The following is a 20856-nucleotide window of genomic DNA, read 5'->3' as shown; positions in this document are numbered from 1 at the left end:
TCAGATCTCGACCTGGGTCCCCAGCTCGATCACCCGGTTCAACGGTAGATTGAAGAAGCGCAGATTGCCGTTGGCGTTCTTCAGCAGAAACGCAAACAGGTTCCCGCGCCAGCGCGACATGCCCTCCAGCCGCGACGCAATGACGGTTTCGCGGCTGAGGAAGTACGTCGTGCGCATCGGGCTGAAATCCAGGTCCTCCAGGTGGCACAGCTTCAACGCCGCCGGCACGTCCGGCTCGTCCATGAAGCCAAAGTGCAACAGCACGCGGAAGAACCCGTCGCCATAGGCCTCCACCTCGAAACGCTCCTGCTCCGGTACCCGTGGCTGGTCCTCGCTGACCACCGTCAGCAGCACCACCTGGCTGTGCAGCACCTGGTTGTGCAACATGTTGTGCAGCAGCGCATGGGGCACGGCGTCGGGGCGCGCCGTCAGGAACACCGCCGTCCCTTCAACCCGGTGCGGCGGCTGGATGCGGATGCTGCTGATGAACACCGGCAGCGGCAGCGCGCCTTCATCGATGCGCTCGACAAGAATCTGCTTGCCGCGCTTCCAGGTGCTCATCAACAGGAACAACACGCCGCCCGCCAACACCGGGAAGGCCCCGCCCTGCAAGATCTTCGGCACGTTGGCGGCGAAGAACAGCCCGTCCACGAACAAAAAGCCCAGCAGAATCGGCACTGCCAGCACCGGCGGCCATTTCCACAACAGCAGCATCACCGACGACACCAAGATGGTGGTCATCAGCATGGTGCCGGTGACCGCCACACCATAGGCCGCGGCCAGGGCGCCGGACGATTCAAAACCGATGACCAGCAACACCACACCGACCATCAACGTCCAGTTCACCGCACCGATGTAGATCTGCCCCTGTTCATCGCTGGACGTGTGCTGGATCTGCATGCGCGGTATGTAGCCCAGCTGGATGGCTTGGCGCGTCAGGGAGAAGGCCCCGGAAATCACGGCTTGCGAGGCGATCACCGTGGCCATGGTTGCCAACCCCACCAGCGGCAGCAACGCCCAGGACGGTGCCAGCAGGTAGAAGGGGTTGCGCGCCGCCTCCGGGTTCTGCAGCAGTATTGCACCCTGGCCAAAGTAGTTGAGCACCAGCGCCGGCAGCACCAGGGCGAACCAGGCGCGGGCAATCGGCTTGCGGCCAAAGTGGCCCATGTCGGCGTACAGCGCCTCGGCACCGGTCAGCGCCAGCACCACGGCACCAAGAATGGCCACGCCCATGCCGGGGTGAACAATGAAGAAGTTCACCGCCCAACCGGGGTTGAATGCCCTGAGCACTTCAGGGCTTTGCGAGATGCCATGCACCCCCAAGGCCCCCAGCACCACGAACCAGGCCACCATGATCGGGCCAAACAGCTTGCCGATCTTGTCGGTGCCATGCTTTTGCACCAGGAACAGCGCTACCAGCACCACCAGCGAAATGGGCACCACCCAGTGATCGATGCCGTCGAAAGCCAGGCCCATGCCCTCGACCGCCGACAGGACCGACACCGCCGGGGTGATCATGCTGTCGCCATAGAACAGCGAAGCGCCGATCAGCCCGCAGATGACCATCAGCGTACGCAGCCGCGGATGGGCCGCCGTGGCCCGCCGCGCCAGCGCGGTAAGCGCCATGGTGCCGCCCTCGCCCTGGTTGTCGGCACGCAGGATGAACATCACGTATTTGAACGACACCACCCACAGCAGCGACCAGAGGATCAACGACAGGATCCCCAGCACACCGTCATGGTTGACCGGCACGCCGTAGCCACCGGTAAAGACTTCTTTGAGCGTATACAGCGGGCTGGTGCCGATATCGCCATAGACCACCCCGACCGCTGCCACGAGCAGGCCCAGCGACCGCGTCGCACCCTGCTTTCCCTCGTGCCCGCCTTCGGCATGACTGCTTGCCTGAACCATCGACCACTCCCGCAGACGGCCCTCTCGGCCGATAGAATTCACCCCCACGCCAGGGCATGGCAGATACCCGGACGCAACGGCGCGAAGCATAGCGCAGCGTTCGTCGTATTTCTGCTAGTCAAGCGACCTTGCGCTCGCTAGAATTGCGCACTTTTTGATCAGAGGCGCCAAAAAGCGCCCGTCAAGATCGCCCCCGTTTCTGGTCGGGCGACCTGTATTCAATACCGAGGTTAGTCATGTCCACCACTCCCGCCACTCCTAAGGTAGGTTTCGTAAGCCTGGGTTGCCCAAAAGCCCTGGTCGATTCCGAGCGCATTCTGACCCAGCTGCGCATGGAAGGTTATGAAGTCGTGCCCACCTACGAGGACGCCGACGTGGTGGTGGTCAACACCTGCGGCTTCATCGACAGCGCCAAGGCCGAGTCGCTGGAAGTGATCGGCGAAGCGATCAAGGAAAACGGCAAGGTCATCGTCACCGGTTGCATGGGTGTCGAGGAAGGCAGCATCCGTGATGTGCACCCGAGTGTGTTGTCGGTCACCGGCCCGCAGCAGTACGAGCAAGTGGTCAACGCCGTGCACGAAGTGGTGCCGCCACGCCAGGACCACAACCCGCTGATCGACCTGGTGCCGCCTCAAGGCGTCAAGCTGACCCCGCGTCACTACGCCTACCTGAAGATTTCCGAAGGCTGCAACCACAGCTGCAGCTTCTGCATCATCCCGTCGATGCGCGGCAAACTGGTCAGCCGCCCGGTGGGTGAAGTGTTGAGCGAGGCCGAGCGCCTGGTCAAGGCGGGCGTCAAGGAGATCCTGGTGATTTCCCAGGACACCAGCGCCTACGGCGTCGACGTCAAGTACAAGACCGACTTCTGGAACGGCCGCCCGGTCAAGACCCGCATGCTCGAGCTGTGCGAAGCGCTGAGCAGCCTGGGCGCCTGGGTCCGCCTGCATTATGTGTACCCGTACCCGAACGTCGACGACGTGATCCCACTGATGGCCGCCGGCAAGATCCTGCCGTATCTGGATATCCCGTTCCAGCACGCCAGCCCGAAAGTGCTCAAGTCGATGAAGCGCCCGGCCTTCGAAGACCGTACCCTGGCGCGCATCAAGAACTGGCGCGAGCAGTGCCCTGAGCTGGTGATCCGTTCGACCTTCATCGTCGGCTTCCCTGGCGAAACCGAAGAAGACTTCCAGTACCTGCTCGACTGGCTGACCGAAGCCCAGCTCGACCGCGTCGGCTGCTTCCAGTATTCACCTGTCGAAGGCGCCCCGGCCAACGACCTGGGCCTGGACGAAGTGCCGGATGACGTCAAGCAGGACCGCTGGGACCGCTTCATGGCACATCAGCAAGCCATCAGCAGCGCCCGCCTGCAGCTGCGCATCGGCAAAGAGATCGAAGTGCTGATCGACGAAGTCGAGGAGCAAGGTTCGGTAGGCCGCAGCTTCTTCGATGCACCAGAGATCGACGGCAGCGTGTTCATCGATGGCGACCATGGCTTCAAACCCGGCGACAAAGTGCGTTGCCGGGTAGTGGATGCCGACGAGTACGACATGTGGGCAGAGCCTGTCTGATCAACGCAAAGCGCTGAAATACCGGGGGCGCATTGCGCCCCTTGTGTTGCCACGTCCGCCCACACCCTCCGGTCATGCGCACTCCCGGTAGGAGCAGCCTTGTGCTGCGAAGAGGCCGGTGCTAGCAGCGAAGATTGACGGAATTGCCACTGGCCTCTTCGCAGCACAAGGCTGCTCCTACAATGGAATGGTTAGGCTGATCTGACGCCGACCTTTGCATTTGCATCTATCGTTTTCCTCAGTGCCCAGGAGGATTACACGGATGCGCCAGGTTTCGACGCTGCATACCCCCCATCTGCGCGACTACCCCGAGCTGACCCAGGTTTGGGAAGACTCGGTGCGCGCGACCCACGATTTCCTGCCTGATGCCTATATCCTGCTGCTGCGCGAACATGTGCTGCACCGCTACCTCGATGCGGTGATGCTGATTTGCTGCAAGGACTCACAGCAACGCATCCAGGGCTTTGCCGGCGTGGCCAATGGCCGAGTGGACATGCTGTTCGTCGCGCCCTCATGCCGTGGCAAGGGCATTGGTAAGCGGCTGCTGCATTACGCCATCGATGAACTGAATGCCGAACGCCTGGATGTCAACGAGCAGAACCCGCAGGCGCTGGGGTTCTACCTGCACGAAGGTTTTGAGGTAGTTGGCCGCTCGCAGACCGATGGTCTGGGGCAGCCCTACCCTTTGCTGCACCTGCGGCTGATCCGCGCAGGGGCCTGACGCTTCTGCCGTGTTGTCTCGCCAAAACGGCGTAAATGACACAGATTCCCAGCCCCTCGACCGCCCAGGCAGGTACAATGGCGGCCTTTCCCTGCCTTTGCGAATCACCGTCATGTCTGAGCCCGTCCGCCTGTCCAAACGCCTTATCGAGCAATTCGGCTGTTCCCGCCGCGAAGCCGAGCTGTACATCGAAGGCGGCTGGGTCACGGTCGATGGCGTGGTGGTCGAGCAGCCGCAGTTCAAGGTCGACGGCCAACAGGTCGAGCTGCTGCCCGGTGCGCGCGCCGAAAACCTCGAACCCGTGACCCTCCTGCTCAACCAGCCTGCCGGCCTGGACACCGAGTCGGCCCGTATCAGCATGACCATGGACACCCTCAGTGAGGCGCACCGTGAAGGTGTTCGGCCGCTGCATGGGCACTTCACCAAGCTGTCCTGCATTGCCCCCCTCGAGCGTGGCGCCAGCGGCCTGCAGATTTTCACCCAGGATTGGCGCGTAGCGCGCAAGATCGACGCCGACCTGCGTCGCCTGGAGCAGGAATACATCATCGAAGTCAGCGGCGAAGCCACCCCGCAGGCGCTGGAGCGCCTGGCCCGTGGTGTGATGCGCAATGACCGGGAGTTACCCAAGGCCAAAGCCAGCTGGCAGAACGAAACCCACCTGCGCCTGGCCTTGAAAAACCCGCAGCCGGGGCAGATTTCCGAACTGTGCGCCAGCCTGCGCCTGCAGATAATCAGCATGCGCCGCATTCGCCTGGGCGGTGTGTCCATGGGCAAGCTGCCACTGGGACAGTGGCGCTACATGGCTACCAGCGAACGTTTCTAAGCAATACCGCCGCGCCGGATGGCACGGCTCAGAACAGGATTTCAGTCAAATGAACCACAACGATGTACTGCGCAGCCTGCGCTACATGCTCAAGATCAACGATGCCAAAATGGTCGGCATCATCAAGCTGTCGGGCCTGGAGGTCAGCGCCGAGACCCTGGCCAGCTACCTCAAGAAAGAGGAAGAGCCCGGCTTCGTGCGCTGCCCCGACCCGGTCATGGCGCACTTTCTGGATGGCCTGGTGATTCATCGCCGCGGCAAGGACGACAGCCGCCCGCAACAGCCGGTCGAGCTGCCGGTGACCAACAACACCATTCTGAAAAAGCTGCGCGTGGCGTTCGAGCTCAAGGAAGAAGACCTGCACGCGATACTCAAGTCGGTCAACTTCCCGGTCTCCAAACCCGAACTCAGCGCGCTGTTCCGCAAGGTCGGCCATGACAACTACCGGCCCTGCGGCGACCAGCTGCTGCGCAACTTCCTTAAGGGCCTGACCTTGCGCGTGCGCGGCTAAGTGGCCATGCAGCATACGGTTTCACCGGTCGGCATCGTCCGCTCCTGTTTCAAGGAAAAGTTCGCCATCCCGCGCCAGCCCCACCTGGCACCCGCGGCGCGTGGCGTGCTGGAGCTGCTGCCGCCGTTCGACCAGGGTGATGCCGTGGCGGGCCTGGAGCAGGTCAGCCATGTCTGGCTGTTGTTTCTGTTCCACCAGGCCCTGGAAGACAAGCCACGCCTGAAAGTGCGCCCACCGCGCCTGGGCGGCAACAAGAGCATGGGCGTGTTCGCCACCCGTGCCACCCACAGGCCCAATGGTATTGGCCAGTCGGTGGTACGCCTGGAAGGCGTGGAGCCTGGGCGCCTGCTGCTGTCCGGGATCGACCTGCTCGATGGCACCCCGGTGCTGGATATCAAGCCTTACGTACCCTATGCCGACAGCATTGCCGGTGCCAGTAACCAGATGGCCAGCGAAGCGCCCGCCGCCATTGCCGTGCAATGGCACGACGATGCCCTGCCCCAGGCCCACGCGCATGCGCTGCGCCTGGGCGAGCCACTGGTGGAGCTGATCGAGCAGTGCCTCGGGCAAGACCCGCGGCCAGCGTATCAGGTGCCACCCCCGGAGCGGGTGTATGGGGTCAAGTTCTGGGATGTGCAGGTGCGCTGGCATTATCCGCAGCCGGCGCTGATCCGCGTGCTGGAAGTCGTGCTGGATCATTGACCCGAGCGTGCACAAAAAAGGCGACCCGAAGGTCGCCTTTTTCATTGCCTAACCGCGATCAGCGCGCCGGGCCTTCAGCCACGCCCAGGTCGTCGGTTGGACGGGTGTCTTCCAGCGGTGCGCCGCCAGATGCCAGCTCCGAAGCCAGCTTGTCGTTGTCCATTTCGTTGACCCACTTGGCCACGACCACGGTGGCAACGGCGTTACCGACCAGGTTGGTCAAGGCACGGGCTTCGGACATGAAGCGGTCGATGCCCAGGATCAGCGCCAGGCCGGCAACCGGCAGGTGGCCAACCGCCGACAGGGTGGCTGCCAGCACGATGAAGCCCGAACCGGTCACGCCAGCAGCGCCTTTGGACGCCACCAACAGTACCAGCAGCAGGGTGATCTGGTGGGTGATGTCCATGGTGGTGTCAGTCGCCTGGGCGATGAACACGGCGGCCATGGTCAGGTAGATCGAGGTGCCGTCCAGGTTGAACGAGTAGCCCGTCGGGATGACCAGGCCAACCACCGATTTCTTCGCACCCAGGCGCTCCATCTTCGCCAGCATGCGTGGCAGCGCGGACTCAGAAGAAGACGTGCCCAGCACGATCATCAGCTCTTCGCGGATGTAGCGGATCAGCTTGAGGACGCTGAAGCCGTGGGCGCGGCAGATACCGCCGAGGACCACCAGGACGAACAGCAGGCAGGTCACGTAGAAGCAGGCCATCAGGTAGCCCAGCTGCACCAGCGAACCCACGCCGTACTGGCCGATGGTGAAGGCCATGGCACCGAAAGCACCGACCGGGGCCAGCTTCATGATCATGTTGATGATGTTGAACATGACATGGGCGAAGCGATCGATCAGGTCGAGCACCGGCTTGCCGTAGCTGCCCAGGCGGTGCAGGGCGAAGCCGAAGATCACCGAGAACATCAGCACTTGCAGGATATCGCCGTTGGCGAAGGCACCGACCACAGTGTTGGGGATGATGTTGAGCAGGAAGCCAACGGTGGTCTGCTGTGCGCCGGCGGCGGCATAAGCGGCCACGCTGCTGGCGTTCAGGGTGGTGACGTCGATGTGCATGCCAGCGCCTGGCTTGACCACGTTGACGACGACGAGGCCGATGATCAGGGCGATGGTGGAGACGATTTCAAAGTACAGGAGCGCGTAGCCGCCGGTCTTGCCTACCGACTTCATGCTCTGCATGCCAGCGATGCCGCTGACCACGGTGCAGAAGATGATCGGGGCGATGACCATTTTGATCAGTTTGACGAACCCGTCACCCAGGGGTTTGAGGGCAACGCCGGTTTCGGGATAGAAGTGGCCGAGCAGGATGCCGATGGTGATGGCGACCAACACCTGGACATACAGGGATTTGTACAGCGGCTGACGTGTCGTCATGGCTAATTTCCTCAAGTGTGCCGGTTCACCCTTCCCAGGGTGATGGGGCACCTGAATCGCTAACCCTCCTGCACATGGAGGGATTTGTCGTTGTGTTCGAGCTGCCTGGGCAGGCCTCTGCCAGGATCAATAGCAAGGGCAATGCCAAAATGCCCATGAAGGGTGCAAAGGCCGAGATTGCTAGGGGTAAGTGCCCAACGACAGGGCGAAAAAGCTGAGGAAGGCTGGCGGATTTCCGCCCGGTGGCGGAATTTGTACAAGGGGTGATGGCGGGAATCCGCCCATAGTGTATGGCGGTACGGCCCTTTCGCGGGTGAACCCGCTCCCACAGAGGGGGCACTGCACTCAAGCATGTGCATGCCTGTGAAAGGGCGGGTACTGCCGATCAATCCAGCGTGAAGGTGATCCGGAACGCCGCGCCACCCAGCGGCGAATCACCCAGGCTCAAGCCGGCGTCATAGCTGTCGACGATGTCTTTGACCACCGCCAGCCCGATGCCCTGCCCCGGGTGCTGGCTGTCCAGCCGCTCGCCGCGCTCCAGAATGCGCTCGCGCTGATCGGCCGGCACCCCTGGCCCATCGTCTTCGATGCACAGCGTCAGTTGGCCTGGCGCCTCTTCCAGGCTCACCCGTACGTGCCCCAGGCTCAACCGGTAGGCGTTTTCCAGCAGGTTGCCGAGCAGTTCCAGCAGCGCGCCCTGCTCCATCGGCAGCTGCGCGGCCTCGGGTATGTCCAGCGCGACGCTGACCTGCTTGTCGCGGTATACCTTGGCCAAGGTGCTGCACAAGCTGTCGAGCAAGGGCTTGAGTTGCACGCTGTGACGCACCAGGCCGCTCTTGCGCAGGCTGGCGCGCTGCAGTTGGTAGTCGATCTGCTGGCTCATGCGCTCGATCTGGCTTTGCAGCACCCGCGCCTGCTCGCGCTCACCGCTGCGCTGGCGCAGGCTCTCGCCCACCCCTTGCAACACCGCCAGCGGTGTCTTCAGGCTGTGCGCCAAGTCATCCAGCGAGTCGCGGTAGCGCTGGCGCTGTTCGCGCTCGCTGTGCAGCAGGCGGTTCAACGACCCGGTCAGGCGCAGCAGCTCACGGGGGTGCTCGCGGCTCAACCCGTCACGCGCGCCGGCCTCGACCTCGTCCAGCTCGCGGCTCAGCCGCCGCAGCGAACGCAGGCCCCAGGTCAGGCCGGCCCACAACAGCACCAGCAGCGCCAGCAAGGCTGCGCCAAACCCCAGGTAGAGCTTTTCGCGCAGGCCATCGAGGGTGTGCTGGTACTCGCGCACCGGTTGCAGCGCAACGATGCTGTAGGCCGCGCTCTGGCCGCCAAGCAGCTTGATCTCGACGTCATAGACAAAGAACTCTTCGCCATCGCCTTGATGGATGCGGGCGAACTCGTTGCCACGGCCGTCATAGCGGGGCCGGTAGTTGATGTTCTGGTCTGCAGTGGCCCGCGACTGCCACACCAGGTTGCCGTCGCGGTCAAAGATATAGCCGAGCAGGCCGGTGTAGGGCAGGTTGTAGCGTTCGTCCGGCAGCAGCGTCGGCATCTGCAACTGGCCGCGCTCGATGCGGGCGGCGGAGATCAGCGTGGTCACGTCCGAGGCCAGGCGTTGCTCGATGGATTCCTGCAGGGCAAGGCTGAACGCCTTCTGCAAGGCAGGCAGCAGCGCCAGCATGAACAGCAGCGCCAGCACTGCGGCCGCCAACATCAGGCGCACCCGCAGGGAACGGATCATCGGCAGCGCTCGGTAAACAGGTAACCCAGGCCGCGCACCGTGTCGATCGGTTTGAAGCCGTTATCACCTTCCAGCTTGCGGCGCAGGCGCCCGACCAGCACCTCGATCACATTGGGGTCACGTTCTTCATCGCCTGGGTAGAGTTGCTCCATCAGACGGTCCTTGGCCACCACCTGCTGGTGGTGGCGCATGAGGTATTCGAGGATGCGGTATTCGTAGGCGGTCAGGGCCAGGGGCTGATCGTCCAGGGTCGCCTGCTTGCGGTTGAGGTCGAGCAGCAGCGGGCCTGCGGCGATGGTCGACTGGGTGAACCCGCTGGAGCGGCGCAGCAGCGCGTTGAGGCGCGCTTCGAGTTCTTCGAACTGGAAGGGTTTGACCAGGTAATCGTCGGCACCGGCGGCCAGGCCTTCGACCTTGTCCTGCCAGTTGCCACGGGCGGTGAGGATGAGAATGGGGAAGGTCTTGTTCTGGCTACGCAGGCGGCCGATCAGTTCCAGGCCGCTCATGCCCGGTAGCCCAAGGTCGATCACGGCCAGGTCGAAGTGGTACTGCTCGGCCTGGTAAAGGGCCTCTTCGGCATCGGCGACAGCCTGGACCACGTGGCCGCTTTCGCCCAGGCGGGTGTAGAGGTGATGGCGAAGCAGCGCTTCGTCCTCGACCACCAGCAGTTTCATGTGCAGCTCCTTGTTTATATGGCCTGTGCCGGCCTCTTCGCAGCACAAGGCTGCTCCTACATCGGGCAACCACTGTGCCTGTAGGAGCAGCCTTGTGCTGCGAAGAGGCCAGAGCAGGATAACAACTACCTCAGAACTTGTAGTTCGCCGACAGGTAAGTTTGTGCACTGCTGGTCAGGCGCAGGGTGCCGTCTTTCGGCCCGCCGCTGGCGCCCACCTCGGTTGCTGCATTGGTGCGCAGGTAACGGTAGCCCATCTCCACCGATGCCTTGTCGGTGATCTCCTGGATCACACCTGCCTGCAGGCCCACCGCGTAGCCATAATCGGTATCACGGCTGGCACCTGGGGAATCCTGGGTCAGCTTGGTCATGCCCAGGCTGCCGCCGCCGAACAGTTTGGTGGTATCGCCCACCGGCAGGAACAGGTCATAGCTGCCCAGCAGGTTTTCCTGGCGCAACTTGAGGCCGCTGTGGTCGCCCGAGACGTTATCGTAGGTCATGTAGTAGCGACCCTGGTCGTTGATCTTACCCACGCGCACGCCCCAGGTGTCGTCCTTGCCGATGATGCCGTCGGCGTTCAGGTTGTCGGTGTTGCGTTGCAACAGGCCCGATTTGCGGACTTTATCGCTGGTCTGGCCGTAGGTCAGGCTGGCGAAGTTTTCGTCGGCGGCCTGGGCGGTTGTGATGCCTGCGGCGCAGACGGCCATGGCGGCGAGCAAGGTGTTGAAGGTTTTCATGGCTTCGTACTCCAGTTGGATGCGCTGTTTCTGTCTGGAAGCTAGAGTAAGGAGGGCACCCTGAACCGTGACTGAACCCTGGCTGAACCAGGGCTGAACGAACTGTCTGCAAGACAAGGAGTAGTAAACATGCGCGCCCTGCTGGCCCTGACCTTGATGTGCAGCGCCGCCCTCGCCCAGGCGGCGGTAGTGACCCGCGAGATCCCCTACCAGGACGACGATGGCAAGCGCTATGTCGGCTACTACGCCTATGACGATGCGCTGGACGACAAACGCCCGGGCATCGTCGTGGTGCATGAGTGGTGGGGCCTGAACGACTACGCCAAGCGCCGCGCCCGTGACCTGGCAGCCTTGGGCTACAAAGCGCTGGCGATCGACATGTATGGCGATGGCAAGCACACCGAGCATCCACAGGATGCTCAGGCGTTCATGGCCGAAGCGATGAAAGACCCGGCTGCGGCGGCCGCGCGCTTCGACGCTGGCCTGGAGTTGCTGAAAAAACAGCCGAACGTCAACAAGCACCAACTGGGCGCCGTGGGTTACTGCTTCGGTGGCAAGGTGGTGCTCGATGCGGCGCGCCGGGGAGAAAAACTCGATGGCGTGGTGAGTTTCCATGGCGCGCTGGCCACCCAGACGCCAGCCAAGCCGGGCGTGGTCAGGGCCGACATACTGGTCGAGCACGGCGCGGCGGACAGCATGGTCACCGAACAACAGGTCGAAGCGTTCAAGGCGGAAATGGACGCGGCCAAGGTCAACTACAAATTCGTCAGCATCCCCGGGGCCAAGCATGGCTTCACCAACCCGGACGCCGACCGTTTGAGCCATGGCGAGCATGGTGGGCCGGACATTGGTTACAACAAGGCAGCCGATGAAAGCTCATGGGCGGATATGCAGGCATTTTTCAAGAAGGTGTTCAAGTAACGATCGCCGGGGCCGCTTTGCGGCCCATCGCGACGCAAGGCCGCTCCCACACAGGCGTCGCGGCTGGCACAATAGCCCCCATGAACACACTTCCCACCTGCTGCTCCCCACTTCAGCACCACTGGCCCCTGCCCCGCCCGTTGCCGGGTGCAGTGTTGGTCAGCTGTGCCTTCGACCCGGCCCACCTGGCTGCCGACGACTTCCAGCGTGCCAGCATTGCACAAAGCGCCAGCCTGCAACGCTCGGTGGCCAAGCGCCAGGCCGAGTACCTGGCCGGCCGTGTCTGCGCCCGCGCCGCCTTGCAACGCCTGGATGGCCGCGACTTTGTGCCGGGCACCCATGAAGACCGCTCGCCCATCTGGCCGGCCGGTATCCACGGCTCGATCACCCATGGCAAAGGCTGGGCCGCCGCCGTTGTCGCGGGCCAAGGCAGCTGCCGCGGCCTGGGCCTGGATCAGGAGTCGCTGCTGGATGACGAACGTGCCGAGCGCCTGATGGCGGAAATCCTCACCCCCGCCGAACTTGAGCGCCTGGACCGCCGCCAGCTCGGCCTGACAGTGACGCTGACCTTTTCGCTCAAAGAAAGCCTGTTCAAGACCCTCTACCCGCTGACTCGCCAGCGTTTCTATTTCGAGCACGCCGAAGTGCTGGAGTGGGCCGCCGAGGGCTTTGCCCGCCTGCGCCTGCTCACCGACCTGTCACCCGAATGGCAACGCGGCAGTGAACTGCAGGGCCAGTTCTGCCTTCAGGACGGCCACCTGCTGAGCTTGATCAGCGTCTGAGATTTACTGGGGCGCCTGTGCCCGCGGCCAGCTGAGGCTGAAGCAGGCGCCGCCCAGCGCCTCGCTGCGCCCTACCGTGGCCCTGCCAGCGTGCCAGTAGATGATCCGCCGAACGATCGACAGGCCCAACCCATGCCCGCCGGATGCCCGGGTGCGGCTGTCGTCGAGCCGGGTGAAGGGCGTGAAGATGCGGTCCCAAACGCCCTCCGGGATGCCTGGCCCGTCATCTTCCACATCGACCCTGCAGCGTTGCTGCCCCAGTTGGTAACTGAGCCGAACTTCGCCTTCGGCATGGCGCATGGCGTTGCTCACCAGGTTTTGCAGCGCCCGGTGCAGGTAGCGTGGCTCGGCCTCGACCCAGGCCCCATCGGTTTCAGCCCCTTGGCAAGCACCGCGTACCACCTTGATGCCGGCCCTCAGCGGCGCCAGTTCCTCGATCACCCGGTCAAACAAGGCATCAAGGTCGACCCGCTGGAATTTCAGCGCCGGCGCACCTTGCTCAAGGCGCGCGTAAGTCAGCATCTCGTCGACCAGCTTGTCCAGGTCCTGGATGTCGCCATCCATGCCGGCCAGGTGCTTGGCGCGGGCTTGGTCGGTACTCGCGGTCTCGATCATCTCCAGGCCAAAGCGCAGGCGCGCCACCGGCGTGCGCAGCTCGTGGGACACCGCCCGCACCAGCTCGCGCTGCATGGTCAACGAGCGCTGCAGGTGCTCGGCCATGCCATTGAATGCTGCAGCCAGGCGCCCGACCGAATCGGCGTCACCGGCCGGCACACGGGTGTCCAGGCTGCCCTGGGCAATACGCGTGGCCGCAATCTCCAGGCCCGACACACGCCGCTCCAGCTGGCGCACCAGCAAATACACCACCAGCCCGATCAGGCACAGCCCGAGAAAGGCAATCAGGATCAGCAACTGCGGCGGGTACGGGTTGAGCTGATGCAACGGGCCGATTTCCAGCACCCAGGGTGACCCCGAGAGCCCGGAGAACACCCGGATCGAATCGCCATCCTTGCCCAGGGCCATGACGGTATCGCCCTCCTCTACACGCCGCCGCTGGTCGTCATCCAAGCCGACCCGCTCCAGCCGTTGCAGGGCGATGTCGAAACCAAACCCCTTGCTCTGCTTGAGTTGCGCAAGGCGCTGCTGCTGCTCGGTCACCGGGTAACGCACCAGCTCGTCCGCCAACAGGTAAAGCGTGGCCCGGGCCAGCTGCTCGCTGACCTGCTTGATCTGGGCCACCAGCAGTACATCCTCGCGGCCAACCTTGCGCAGCACCTGGGCGGCGTGCGGGCCGGTCTTTTCGACCACCACCAGGCCGCGATACAACCGGGCCCGCTGGCCACCGTCAAGGGTGCGCGCCGACATCGGCTGCAGCGCCAACGGCACCCCAAGCAGGCGCTCCCACATCAGCAATGAGCGCTTGCGTTCGGTTTCGTTCTGCACGGCCAGGTTGTCGGCCATCAGGCTGAAGGTTCCTTGGGCCAGGCCCTCGCGGTGCTGGGCGGCGCGCACTTCGTTGACCAGGTGCAGGCTGAGTACCCCGAGCAGCGCCACCAGCACCAGCACGGCGAGCATGCCGCCATAGATGCGCAGAAAGATCGAGTTGTTCATGGCGCCTCGCCGACGAACAGGTAACCCTTGCTGCGCAGGGTCTTGATCAGGCGTGGGTGGATCGGGTCGTCACCGATCTTGGGGCGGATCTTGGAAATGCGCACATCGATGGAGCGGTCCTGGCCGTCGTAACCAACACCGCGCAGGGCGGTGAAGATCTGCTCGCGCGACAAAACCCGGCCGGCGTTGCTGGCCAGCAGCCAGAGCAGGTCGAATTCGGCGCCGGTCAGGTCTATCAGTTGCTCGCCCAGCCGCGCCTCGCGCAGGCGGTTGTCGATGCGCAGCGGGCCGAAGGCCAGGTCCAGGCGCTTGCTTTCGGGCGCTTCGCTGCGCCGCAGCAGGGCCTGGATACGCGCCAGCAACACGCGCGGGCGCACGGGCTTGCACACATAGTCGTCGGCGCCCAGGTCCAGCCCCTGCACTTGGTCGAGTTCGTCACTGCGGGCGGTGAGCATGAGGATCGGGCCAGTATATTGGCCGCGCACCCGGCGGCAGATGCTCAGGCCGTCTTCACCGGGGAGCATGAGGTCGAGAATCACCAGGTCAGGCTGGCTGTCGACAATGCGTCGCACCGCGCGGCCGCCATCGCCCTCGACGGCCACCTCGAAGCCGTTGGCCTGGAGGTATTCGGCCGTGAGCTCGGCCAGGCGCTGGTCGTCTTCGACGATGAGGATGCGGGGGGTGGGTTGGTCCATGGCCTTTGCCTTTCAATTGTTGTTTTTCTATCGTCGATACTACGTTCCGCCCCGAGCACTGCCAACCGACCTGCAGTGCCACACTCGCCACTGGACTGAACCGTTTTTTGTGGTAGGGTTCGCGCCCTCAAAATTCTGCCTTGGGGCAGCGCGCTGAAGAAAAATACTGCAAACCACTTGGCACAAGGCCTACAGGCTATACCCACAAAGTACGCACAACTTATCCACAGGCGCTCGCCTTGCAAAGACCCTGATACCGCATTATCTTGTATCCCGATCGCAGCGAACCACTACATGTTGGGGTTCGTGCAAAATCACACACAAAAGTCAACCCGGCAAATTATTCGATTTTCCGGTTGAACTTCAGGTGATTTGACCAGCCATACCGCTCCAGCGGACTACTGAACTGCAACAGCTTTTGGGTACTGCCCAAAACCTTTGACTTCGGCCAGGGAGCGGCAAGCTATTGCCCCTTATTCCTGAGTCTGTCCCGAAGTCGGTACGCCCGAGCGGGCGGATGCGCGCGCATGACGCATCCCCGCACGGGTGATCGAGCAAGTGGACGGAACGGTGGGCGCCCAAAAGGCGCCTGTACAATATAGAAACTGTGGAGACACCCACCCATGCAAACCGACACAACTCGCGAGAACCCGCAGGCCCAGGTGCCGCAGGCCGCCGATTCCAACCAGGATCTGGCTGCCACCGCCCCCGGCCAACTGCGCGTGATCAAGCGCAACGGCACTGTCGTCCCCTACACCGACGACAAGATCACCGTGGCCATCACCAAGGCGTTCCTCGCAGTTGAAGGCGGCACCGCCGCCGCCTCGTCGCGTATCCACGACACCGTCGCGCGCCTGACCGAGCAGGTCACTGCCACGTTCAAGCGTCGCATGCCATCGGGTGGCACCATCCACATCGAAGAAATCCAGGACCAGGTCGAACTGGCCCTGATGCGTGCCGGTGAGCAGAAAGTCGCCCGCGACTACGTGATCTACCGCGACCAGCGTGCAAAAGAGCGCGCCACCCGCGCCAACACCGACGCCGTGGTCGAGCCGCACCCAAGCATCCGCATCACCTTGGCCGACGGCAGCCTGGCGCCGCTGGACATGGCGCGCCTGAACACCATCATCAGCGAAGCCTGCGAAGGCCTGGCCGAAGTCGATGGCGACCTGATCCAGCGCGAAACCCTGAAGAACCTGTACGACGGCGTGGCCATCAAGGACGTCAACACTGCCCTGGTGATGACCGCCCGTACCTTGGTCGAGCGCGAGCCGAACTACTCGTTCGTCACCGCCCGCCTGCTGATGGACACCCTGCGTGCCGAAGGCCTGGGCTTCCTCAGCGTTGCCGACAGCGCTACCCACCACGAGATGGCCGAGCTGTACGCCAAGGCGCTGCCAGCCTACGTCGCCAAAGGTATCGAGTTCGAGCTGCTGAACCCGGCCCTGGCCGACTTCGACCTGGAAAAACTGGGCAAGGCGATCAACCACGAGCGCGACCAGCAGTTCACCTACCTGGGCCTGCAGACCCTGTACGACCGCTACTTCATCCACAAGGATGGCGTGCGCTTCGAGCTGCCACAGGTATTCTTCATGCGTGTGGCCATGGGCCTGGCGCTGGAAGAGAAAGAAAAAGAAGCCCGTGCGATCGAGTTCTACAACCTGTTGTCGTCCTTCGACTACATGGCCTCGACCCCGACCCTGTTCAACGCCGGTACCCTGCGCCCGCAGCTGTCCAGCTGCTACCTGACCACCGTGCCGGACGACCTGTCGGGCATCTACCACGCGATCCACGACAACGCCATGCTGTCGAAATTCGCCGGTGGCCTGGGCAACGACTGGACCCCTGTGCGTGCACTGGGCTCCTACATCAAGGGCACCAACGGTAAATCCCAGGGCGTCGTACCCTTCCTGAAAGTGGTCAACGACACCGCCGTTGCGGTCAACCAGGGCGGCAAGCGCAAGGGCGCTGTCTGTGCCTACCTGGAAACCTGGCACCTGGACATCGAAGAATTCATCGAGCTGCGCAAGAACACCGGTGATGATCGTCGTCGTACCCACGACATGAACACCGCCAACTGGATCCCTGACCTGTTCATGAAGCGCGTCTTCGATGACGGCAAGTGGACCCTGTTCTCGCCCTCGGAAGTGCCTGATCTGCACGACCTGACCGGCAAGGCCTTCGAAGAGCGCTACGAGTACTACGAAGCCCTGACCGAGTACAACAAGATCAAGGTGTTCAAGACCATCCAGGCCAAAGACCTGTGGCGCAAGATGCTGTCGATGCTGTTCGAGACCGGCCACCCATGGCTGACCTTCAAGGACCCGTGCAACCTGCGTTCGCCGCAGCAGCACGTGGGCGTGGTCCACAGCTCGAACCTGTGCACCGAGATCACCCTGAACACCAACAAGGACGAGATCGCGGTCTGCAACCTGGGCTCGATCAACCTGCCGAACCACATCGTCGATGGCAAGCTGGACACCGCCAAACTGCAACGTACCGTGAACACCGCCGTGCGCATGCTCGACAACGTGATCGACATCAACTACTACTCGGTGCCGCAAGCGCGTAACTCGAACCTCAAGCACCGCCCTGTTGGCCTGGGCATCATGGGCTTCCAGGACGCACTGTACCTGCAGCACATCGCCTACGGTTCCGACGCTGCTGTCGAGTTCGCCGACAAGTCGATGGAAGCGGTCAGCTACTTCGCGATCCAGGCGTCCTGCGACCTGGCCGACGAGCGTGGCGCCTACGAGACCTTCCAGGGTTCGCTGTGGTCCAAAGGCATCCTGCCGCTGGATTCGCAACAGATCCTGATCGAGGCCCGCGGCCAGAAGTACATCGACGTCGACCTGAACGAGACCCTGGACTGGGCGCCGGTGCGTGCTCGCGTACAAAAAGGTATTCGTAACTCGAACATCATGGCCATCGCGCCGACCGCGACCATCGCCAACATCACTGGCGTGTCGCAGTCCATCGAGCCGACCTACCAGAACCTGTATGTGAAATCGAACCTGTCGGGCGAGTTCACCGTGATCAACCCGTACCTGGTTCGCGACCTGAAAGCCCGCGGCCTGTGGGACTCGGTAATGATCAACGACCTGAAGTACTACGACGGTTCGGTGCAGCAGATCGAGCGTATCCCGCAAGAGCTGAAAGACCTGTACGCCACCGCGTTCGAAGTCGAGACCAAGTGGATCGTCGATGCTGCATCGCGTCGCCAGAAGTGGATCGACCAGGCTCAGTCGCTGAACCTGTACATCGCTGGCGCTTCGGGCAAGAAGCTGGACGTGACCTACCGCATGGCCTGGTACCGTGGTCTGAAAACCACCTACTACCTCCGTGCCCTGGCTGCGACCAGCACCGAGAAGTCGACCATCAACACCGGCAAGCTCAACGCCGTTTCCAGCGGCGGCGACAGCGCCCCGGTTCAGGCCGCCGGCCCTGCACCTGTGCCAAAGGCGTGTGCGATCGACGAGCCTGACTGCGAAGCCTGCCAGTAAGGCCTGATGCCGCAAGGGGTGCCCACGGGTGCCCCTTGCGGCATTTTTGTATCCGCGTTCCAGAGAAGCCTTGCCCTTTGCCCACCGCTCGCGCGGCTCGGTAAAAGAGCAGGACCTCTCAAAAAAGGACGTACCCCATGGCGCGGAAAAAAGTGGCAACTCGCAAAATTGGTCGCAATGCTGAAACCGGCCGCTTCACCTCGGTCGAAGAAGCACGCAAGCACCCCAAGACACACGTGGTCGAGACCCTGCGCAAGCAGTGCAGCTAACACGCTCTGTGTAGGAGCAGCCTTGTGCTGCGAAGAGGCCGGTTATGCCAGCGAAATGTGCTGTGCATGCGCCGGCCTCTTCGCAGCACAAGGCTGCTCCTACATGACGCGCAAACCCCATATACAGTGCTTAACAAACAAAAAACCACAACATATAGTGCCAAACCTTCGTTTAGCGGCTACACTCTTGCCCGAACGAACGGCACACCCTTGGTGAACGGATGCGCGTTAAACCGGTCGAAAAAGTTACCCTCGCCCGCCAGACTCGCACCCCGATCGAAGGCGAATTCCGGTATACTGCGCCCCCTCTGAAAAGGGCACCTTTCAAGTCCCTGGCCCCTCTGTGAGGCCTGGCCAGGCACAAGCACATCCAGATGTAACGAGAGTCAGCCTCTCGAGCTGTCCATTCGCCGTAACGGCCTTGCGTCAGGCATCACATTCTTAAAATCCAACCGGTTGCCTGAGGGCGACCCTCAAGCAGGAGCCAAACCATGCTGAGCTGGGACGAATTCGACAAGGAAGACGGCGAAGTAGCCGCCAAAGGCAACACCCCTGCGCAGGCCAACGCCGCTGCCACCCTCGACAAGCTCGACAGCGCCGGCGGTGCCGCCGCCCTGGAAGCCCGTGCCGCTACCGCTTCTGACTCCGAAGCCGTAAAACGCGCCAAGGCTGCCCTTGACGCCCTCGACGTTGCCGAAGGCCTGGCCGAGCTGGAAGGCTCTGCTGCCCGCGTTGCGGTCGATGAAAAGCGCATGATCAACTGCCGCGCCGACCTCAACCAGCTGGTGCCATTCAAGTACGACTGGGCCTGGCAGAAGTACCTCGACGGCTGCGCCAACCACTGGATGCCGCAAGAGGTCAACATGACCGCCGACATCGCCCTGTGGAAGAGCCAGGACGGCCTGACCGAAGACGAGCGCCGCATCGTCATGCGCAACCTCGGCTTCTTCTCCACCGCCGACTCCCTGGTTGCCAACAACCTGGCCCTGGCCGTGTACCGCCTGATCACCAACCCGGAGTGCCGCCAGTACATCCTGCGCCAGGCCTTCGAAGAGGCGATCCACACCCACGCCTACCAGTACTGCATCGAGTCGCTGGGCATGGATGAAGGCGAGATCTTCAACATGTACCACGAGATCCCGTCGGTCGCGAAGAAAGCCGCCTGGGGCCTGAAGTACACCCGCGCCATCTCCGACCCGGAATTCAACACCGGCACCCCGGAAACCGACAAAGAGCTGCTGCGCAACCTGATCGCCTACTACTGCGTGCTGGAAGGCATCTTCTTCTACTGCGGCTTCACCCAGATCCTGTCGATGGGCCGCCGCAACAAGATGACCGGCGTTGCCGAGCAGTTCCAGTACATCCTGCGTGACGAGTCGATGCACCTGAACTTCGGTATCGACGTGATCAACCAGATCAAGATCGAGAACCCGCACCTGTGGGATGCCTCGATGAAAGAAGAAGCGACCCAGATGATCCTGCAAGGGACCCAGCTGGAGATCGAATACGCCCGCGATACCATGCCGCGCGGTGTACTGGGCATGAACGCAGCGATGATGGAGGACTACCTCAAGTTCATCGCCAACCGTCGCCTGACCCAGATTGGCCTGAAGGAAGAGTACCCAGGCACCACCAACCCGTTCCCGTGGATGAGCGAGATCATGGACTTGAAGAAGGAGAAGAACTTCTTTGAGACGCGTGTGATTGAGTATCAGACTGGTGGGGCGTTGAGCTGGGACTGATTGTCCGGGCTGAGCATCGAAAAGGCTGCCGAATGGCAGCCTTTTTTTTGCGTGCTAACAAGCCATCCGGTACTCGATCACCCCCGGCTTTTCAGCAATCCAGTCGTACAGCCGCTGTGCAGTCTGGTTGGTTTCTTGGGTATGCCAGTACAGCCGGTCGCACTGTTTCTCCCGTGCCTGACCCTGAACGAACTCGATCAGCTGCTTGCCAACCTGCCTCCCTCGCGCGCTTGGGCAAACGTACAGGTCTTCCAGATAGCAGAAGTCGTTACGCCCCCAAGTCGAGCGATGGAACACAAAATGGACGAAACCGAGGATGCGCTCACCGTCCGTGGCGACGGCGCAGTGCACGGGCTCTGCTGGGTCGAAAAACCGGGCCCAGGTCAGCTCGGTGGTGGCCTGGCTCAGCGCTACTTTGTAGAACGCCTGGTACTGGTCCCAATAGGCGGACCATTGATGGAAATCGCTCTGCTTCAACTCGCGGACTGAAATCAATGCTGGTGCAACTGTCATCGGGGACCCCTTTCAATGTGGGAATGGTCTGAAAACAGGTGCATTTATAGCGATAGAATGG

General features: G+C 62.6%; 18 protein-coding genes. 10 read left to right on the top strand and 8 right to left on the bottom strand.

Translation table 11 applies throughout. The features are described from left to right. Nucleotides 1-1911: a potassium transporter Kup gene (locus tag AB7M33_RS15160; RefSeq protein ID WP_454243061.1), complete on the bottom strand. Its 1911-nt coding sequence runs from the start codon at nucleotides 1909-1911 to the stop codon at nucleotides 1-3. A gap of 236 nt (nucleotides 1912-2147) precedes the next feature. Between AB7M33_RS15160 and rimO the strand changes: the two genes are divergently transcribed. From rimO to tsaA, 5 genes are all read left to right on the top strand, one after another. Further along, nucleotides 2148-3479, top strand: a complete 1332-nt coding sequence (gene rimO / locus AB7M33_RS15155) for a 30S ribosomal protein S12 methylthiotransferase RimO (RefSeq protein WP_027594684.1) — start codon at nucleotides 2148-2150, stop codon at nucleotides 3477-3479. Between the two features lie 262 nt (nucleotides 3480-3741). Further along, nucleotides 3742-4200, top strand: coding sequence for a GNAT family N-acetyltransferase (locus tag AB7M33_RS15150; protein WP_027594685.1), 459 nt, complete (start codon nucleotides 3742-3744; stop codon nucleotides 4198-4200). Nucleotides 4201-4312: 112 nt separating this feature from the next. Further along, complete coding sequence (locus AB7M33_RS15145; protein ID WP_099430216.1) at nucleotides 4313-5023, top strand: rRNA pseudouridine synthase; 711 nt, start codon at nucleotides 4313-4315, stop codon at nucleotides 5021-5023. Nucleotides 5024-5072: 49 nt separating this feature from the next. After that, on the top strand, nucleotides 5073-5534 hold the full coding sequence (locus tag AB7M33_RS15140) for a YehS family protein (protein WP_027594687.1): 462 nt from the start codon (nucleotides 5073-5075) through the stop codon (nucleotides 5532-5534). A gap of 6 nt (nucleotides 5535-5540) precedes the next feature. Next, on the top strand, nucleotides 5541-6236 hold the full coding sequence (gene tsaA / locus AB7M33_RS15135) for a tRNA (N6-threonylcarbamoyladenosine(37)-N6)-methyltransferase TrmO (RefSeq protein WP_099430217.1): 696 nt from the start codon (nucleotides 5541-5543) through the stop codon (nucleotides 6234-6236). Nucleotides 6237-6294: 58 nt separating this feature from the next. Here tsaA and AB7M33_RS15130 read toward each other — a convergent pair whose 3' ends face one another. The 4 genes from AB7M33_RS15130 to AB7M33_RS15115 all read right to left on the bottom strand — a co-directional run bounded on the left by AB7M33_RS15130 (nucleotide 6295) and on the right by AB7M33_RS15115 (nucleotide 10759). Further along, a complete protein-coding gene (locus AB7M33_RS15130; RefSeq protein WP_027594689.1) occupies nucleotides 6295-7617 on the bottom strand; it encodes a dicarboxylate/amino acid:cation symporter in 1323 nt (440 codons plus the stop codon). Nucleotides 7618-8002: 385 nt separating this feature from the next. After that, nucleotides 8003-9349, bottom strand: coding sequence for an ATP-binding protein (locus AB7M33_RS15125; protein WP_099430218.1), 1347 nt, complete (start codon nucleotides 9347-9349; stop codon nucleotides 8003-8005). Continuing rightward, entirely contained in the window at nucleotides 9346-10023 is a 678-nt protein-coding gene (locus AB7M33_RS15120; RefSeq protein ID WP_027594691.1) for a response regulator, read from the bottom strand. The genes AB7M33_RS15125 and AB7M33_RS15120 overlap by 4 nt, the downstream gene beginning before the upstream one ends. Nucleotides 10024-10153: 130 nt before the next feature. Continuing rightward, entirely contained in the window at nucleotides 10154-10759 is a 606-nt protein-coding gene (locus AB7M33_RS15115; protein WP_027594692.1) for an outer membrane beta-barrel protein, read from the bottom strand. Nucleotides 10760-10888: 129 nt separating this feature from the next. Here AB7M33_RS15115 and AB7M33_RS15110 point away from each other — a divergent pair, with 129 nt between their 5' ends. Then, complete coding sequence (locus tag AB7M33_RS15110) at nucleotides 10889-11680, top strand: dienelactone hydrolase family protein (protein ID WP_454243060.1); 792 nt, start codon at nucleotides 10889-10891, stop codon at nucleotides 11678-11680. Between the two features lie 80 nt (nucleotides 11681-11760). Continuing rightward, nucleotides 11761-12462 (top strand): 4'-phosphopantetheinyl transferase family protein, encoded by a 702-nt coding sequence (locus tag AB7M33_RS15105; protein ID WP_454243059.1) that lies wholly within the window; start codon nucleotides 11761-11763, stop codon nucleotides 12460-12462. A 3-nt stretch (nucleotides 12463-12465) separates the two neighbouring features. Here AB7M33_RS15105 and AB7M33_RS15100 read toward each other — a convergent pair whose 3' ends face one another. Continuing rightward, the gene (locus tag AB7M33_RS15100) at nucleotides 12466-14073 is read right to left on the bottom strand and encodes an ATP-binding protein (RefSeq protein ID WP_099430221.1); all 1608 of its coding nucleotides are present in this window, start codon (nucleotides 14071-14073) and stop codon (nucleotides 12466-12468) included. Then, nucleotides 14070-14768: a response regulator transcription factor gene (locus tag AB7M33_RS15095; RefSeq protein WP_265969947.1), complete on the bottom strand. Its 699-nt coding sequence runs from the start codon at nucleotides 14766-14768 to the stop codon at nucleotides 14070-14072. The genes AB7M33_RS15100 and AB7M33_RS15095 overlap by 4 nt, the downstream gene beginning before the upstream one ends. Nucleotides 14769-15391: 623 nt before the next feature. Here AB7M33_RS15095 and AB7M33_RS15090 point away from each other — a divergent pair. The 3 genes from AB7M33_RS15090 to AB7M33_RS15080 all read left to right on the top strand — a co-directional run bounded on the left by AB7M33_RS15090 (nucleotide 15392) and on the right by AB7M33_RS15080 (nucleotide 20282). Further along, nucleotides 15392-18271, top strand: coding sequence for a ribonucleoside-diphosphate reductase subunit alpha (locus AB7M33_RS15090; RefSeq protein ID WP_027594697.1), 2880 nt, complete (start codon nucleotides 15392-15394; stop codon nucleotides 18269-18271). 137 nt (nucleotides 18272-18408) lie between these two features. Beyond that, nucleotides 18409-18540: a hypothetical protein gene (locus AB7M33_RS15085; RefSeq protein ID WP_256208043.1), complete on the top strand. Its 132-nt coding sequence runs from the start codon at nucleotides 18409-18411 to the stop codon at nucleotides 18538-18540. Nucleotides 18541-19031: 491 nt separating this feature from the next. Beyond that, nucleotides 19032-20282, top strand: coding sequence for a ribonucleotide-diphosphate reductase subunit beta (locus AB7M33_RS15080; RefSeq protein ID WP_027594698.1), 1251 nt, complete (start codon nucleotides 19032-19034; stop codon nucleotides 20280-20282). A 54-nt stretch (nucleotides 20283-20336) separates the two neighbouring features. Here AB7M33_RS15080 and AB7M33_RS15075 read toward each other — a convergent pair whose 3' ends face one another. Further along, on the bottom strand, nucleotides 20337-20795 hold the full coding sequence (locus AB7M33_RS15075; RefSeq protein ID WP_454243058.1) for an N-acetyltransferase family protein: 459 nt from the start codon (nucleotides 20793-20795) through the stop codon (nucleotides 20337-20339). Nucleotides 20796-20856 lie beyond the last annotated feature (61 nt).

It is taken from the genome of Pseudomonas sp. Y3 TE3536, assembly GCF_053629175.1.
This window is presented reverse-complemented; position numbering and strand designations above follow the sequence as displayed.

Bases quoted from the DNA above. Each gene is read 5' to 3' on its own strand.
- AB7M33_RS15160 (WP_454243061.1), bottom strand. From the start codon at position 1,911: ATGGTTCAGGCAAGCAGTCATGCCGAAGGCGGGCACGAGGGAAAGCAG.
- rimO (WP_027594684.1), top strand. From the start codon at position 2,148: ATGTCCACCACTCCCGCCACTCCTAAGGTAGGTTTCGTAAGCCTGGGT.
- AB7M33_RS15150 (WP_027594685.1), top strand. From the start codon at position 3,742: ATGCGCCAGGTTTCGACGCTGCATACCCCCCATCTGCGCGACTACCCC.
- AB7M33_RS15145 (WP_099430216.1), top strand. From the start codon at position 4,313: ATGTCTGAGCCCGTCCGCCTGTCCAAACGCCTTATCGAGCAATTCGGC.
- AB7M33_RS15140 (WP_027594687.1), top strand. From the start codon at position 5,073: ATGAACCACAACGATGTACTGCGCAGCCTGCGCTACATGCTCAAGATC.
- tsaA (WP_099430217.1), top strand. From the start codon at position 5,541: ATGCAGCATACGGTTTCACCGGTCGGCATCGTCCGCTCCTGTTTCAAG.
- AB7M33_RS15130 (WP_027594689.1), bottom strand. From the start codon at position 7,617: ATGACGACACGTCAGCCGCTGTACAAATCCCTGTATGTCCAGGTGTTG.
- AB7M33_RS15125 (WP_099430218.1), bottom strand. From the start codon at position 9,349: ATGATCCGTTCCCTGCGGGTGCGCCTGATGTTGGCGGCCGCAGTGCTG.
- AB7M33_RS15120 (WP_027594691.1), bottom strand. From the start codon at position 10,023: ATGAAACTGCTGGTGGTCGAGGACGAAGCGCTGCTTCGCCATCACCTC.
- AB7M33_RS15115 (WP_027594692.1), bottom strand. From the start codon at position 10,759: ATGAAAACCTTCAACACCTTGCTCGCCGCCATGGCCGTCTGCGCCGCA.
- AB7M33_RS15110 (WP_454243060.1), top strand. From the start codon at position 10,889: ATGCGCGCCCTGCTGGCCCTGACCTTGATGTGCAGCGCCGCCCTCGCC.
- AB7M33_RS15105 (WP_454243059.1), top strand. From the start codon at position 11,761: ATGAACACACTTCCCACCTGCTGCTCCCCACTTCAGCACCACTGGCCC.
- AB7M33_RS15100 (WP_099430221.1), bottom strand. From the start codon at position 14,073: ATGAACAACTCGATCTTTCTGCGCATCTATGGCGGCATGCTCGCCGTG.
- AB7M33_RS15095 (WP_265969947.1), bottom strand. From the start codon at position 14,768: ATGGACCAACCCACCCCCCGCATCCTCATCGTCGAAGACGACCAGCGC.
- AB7M33_RS15090 (WP_027594697.1), top strand. From the start codon at position 15,392: ATGCAAACCGACACAACTCGCGAGAACCCGCAGGCCCAGGTGCCGCAG.
- AB7M33_RS15085 (WP_256208043.1), top strand. From the start codon at position 18,409: ATGGCGCGGAAAAAAGTGGCAACTCGCAAAATTGGTCGCAATGCTGAA.
- AB7M33_RS15080 (WP_027594698.1), top strand. From the start codon at position 19,032: ATGCTGAGCTGGGACGAATTCGACAAGGAAGACGGCGAAGTAGCCGCC.
- AB7M33_RS15075 (WP_454243058.1), bottom strand. From the start codon at position 20,795: ATGACAGTTGCACCAGCATTGATTTCAGTCCGCGAGTTGAAGCAGAGC.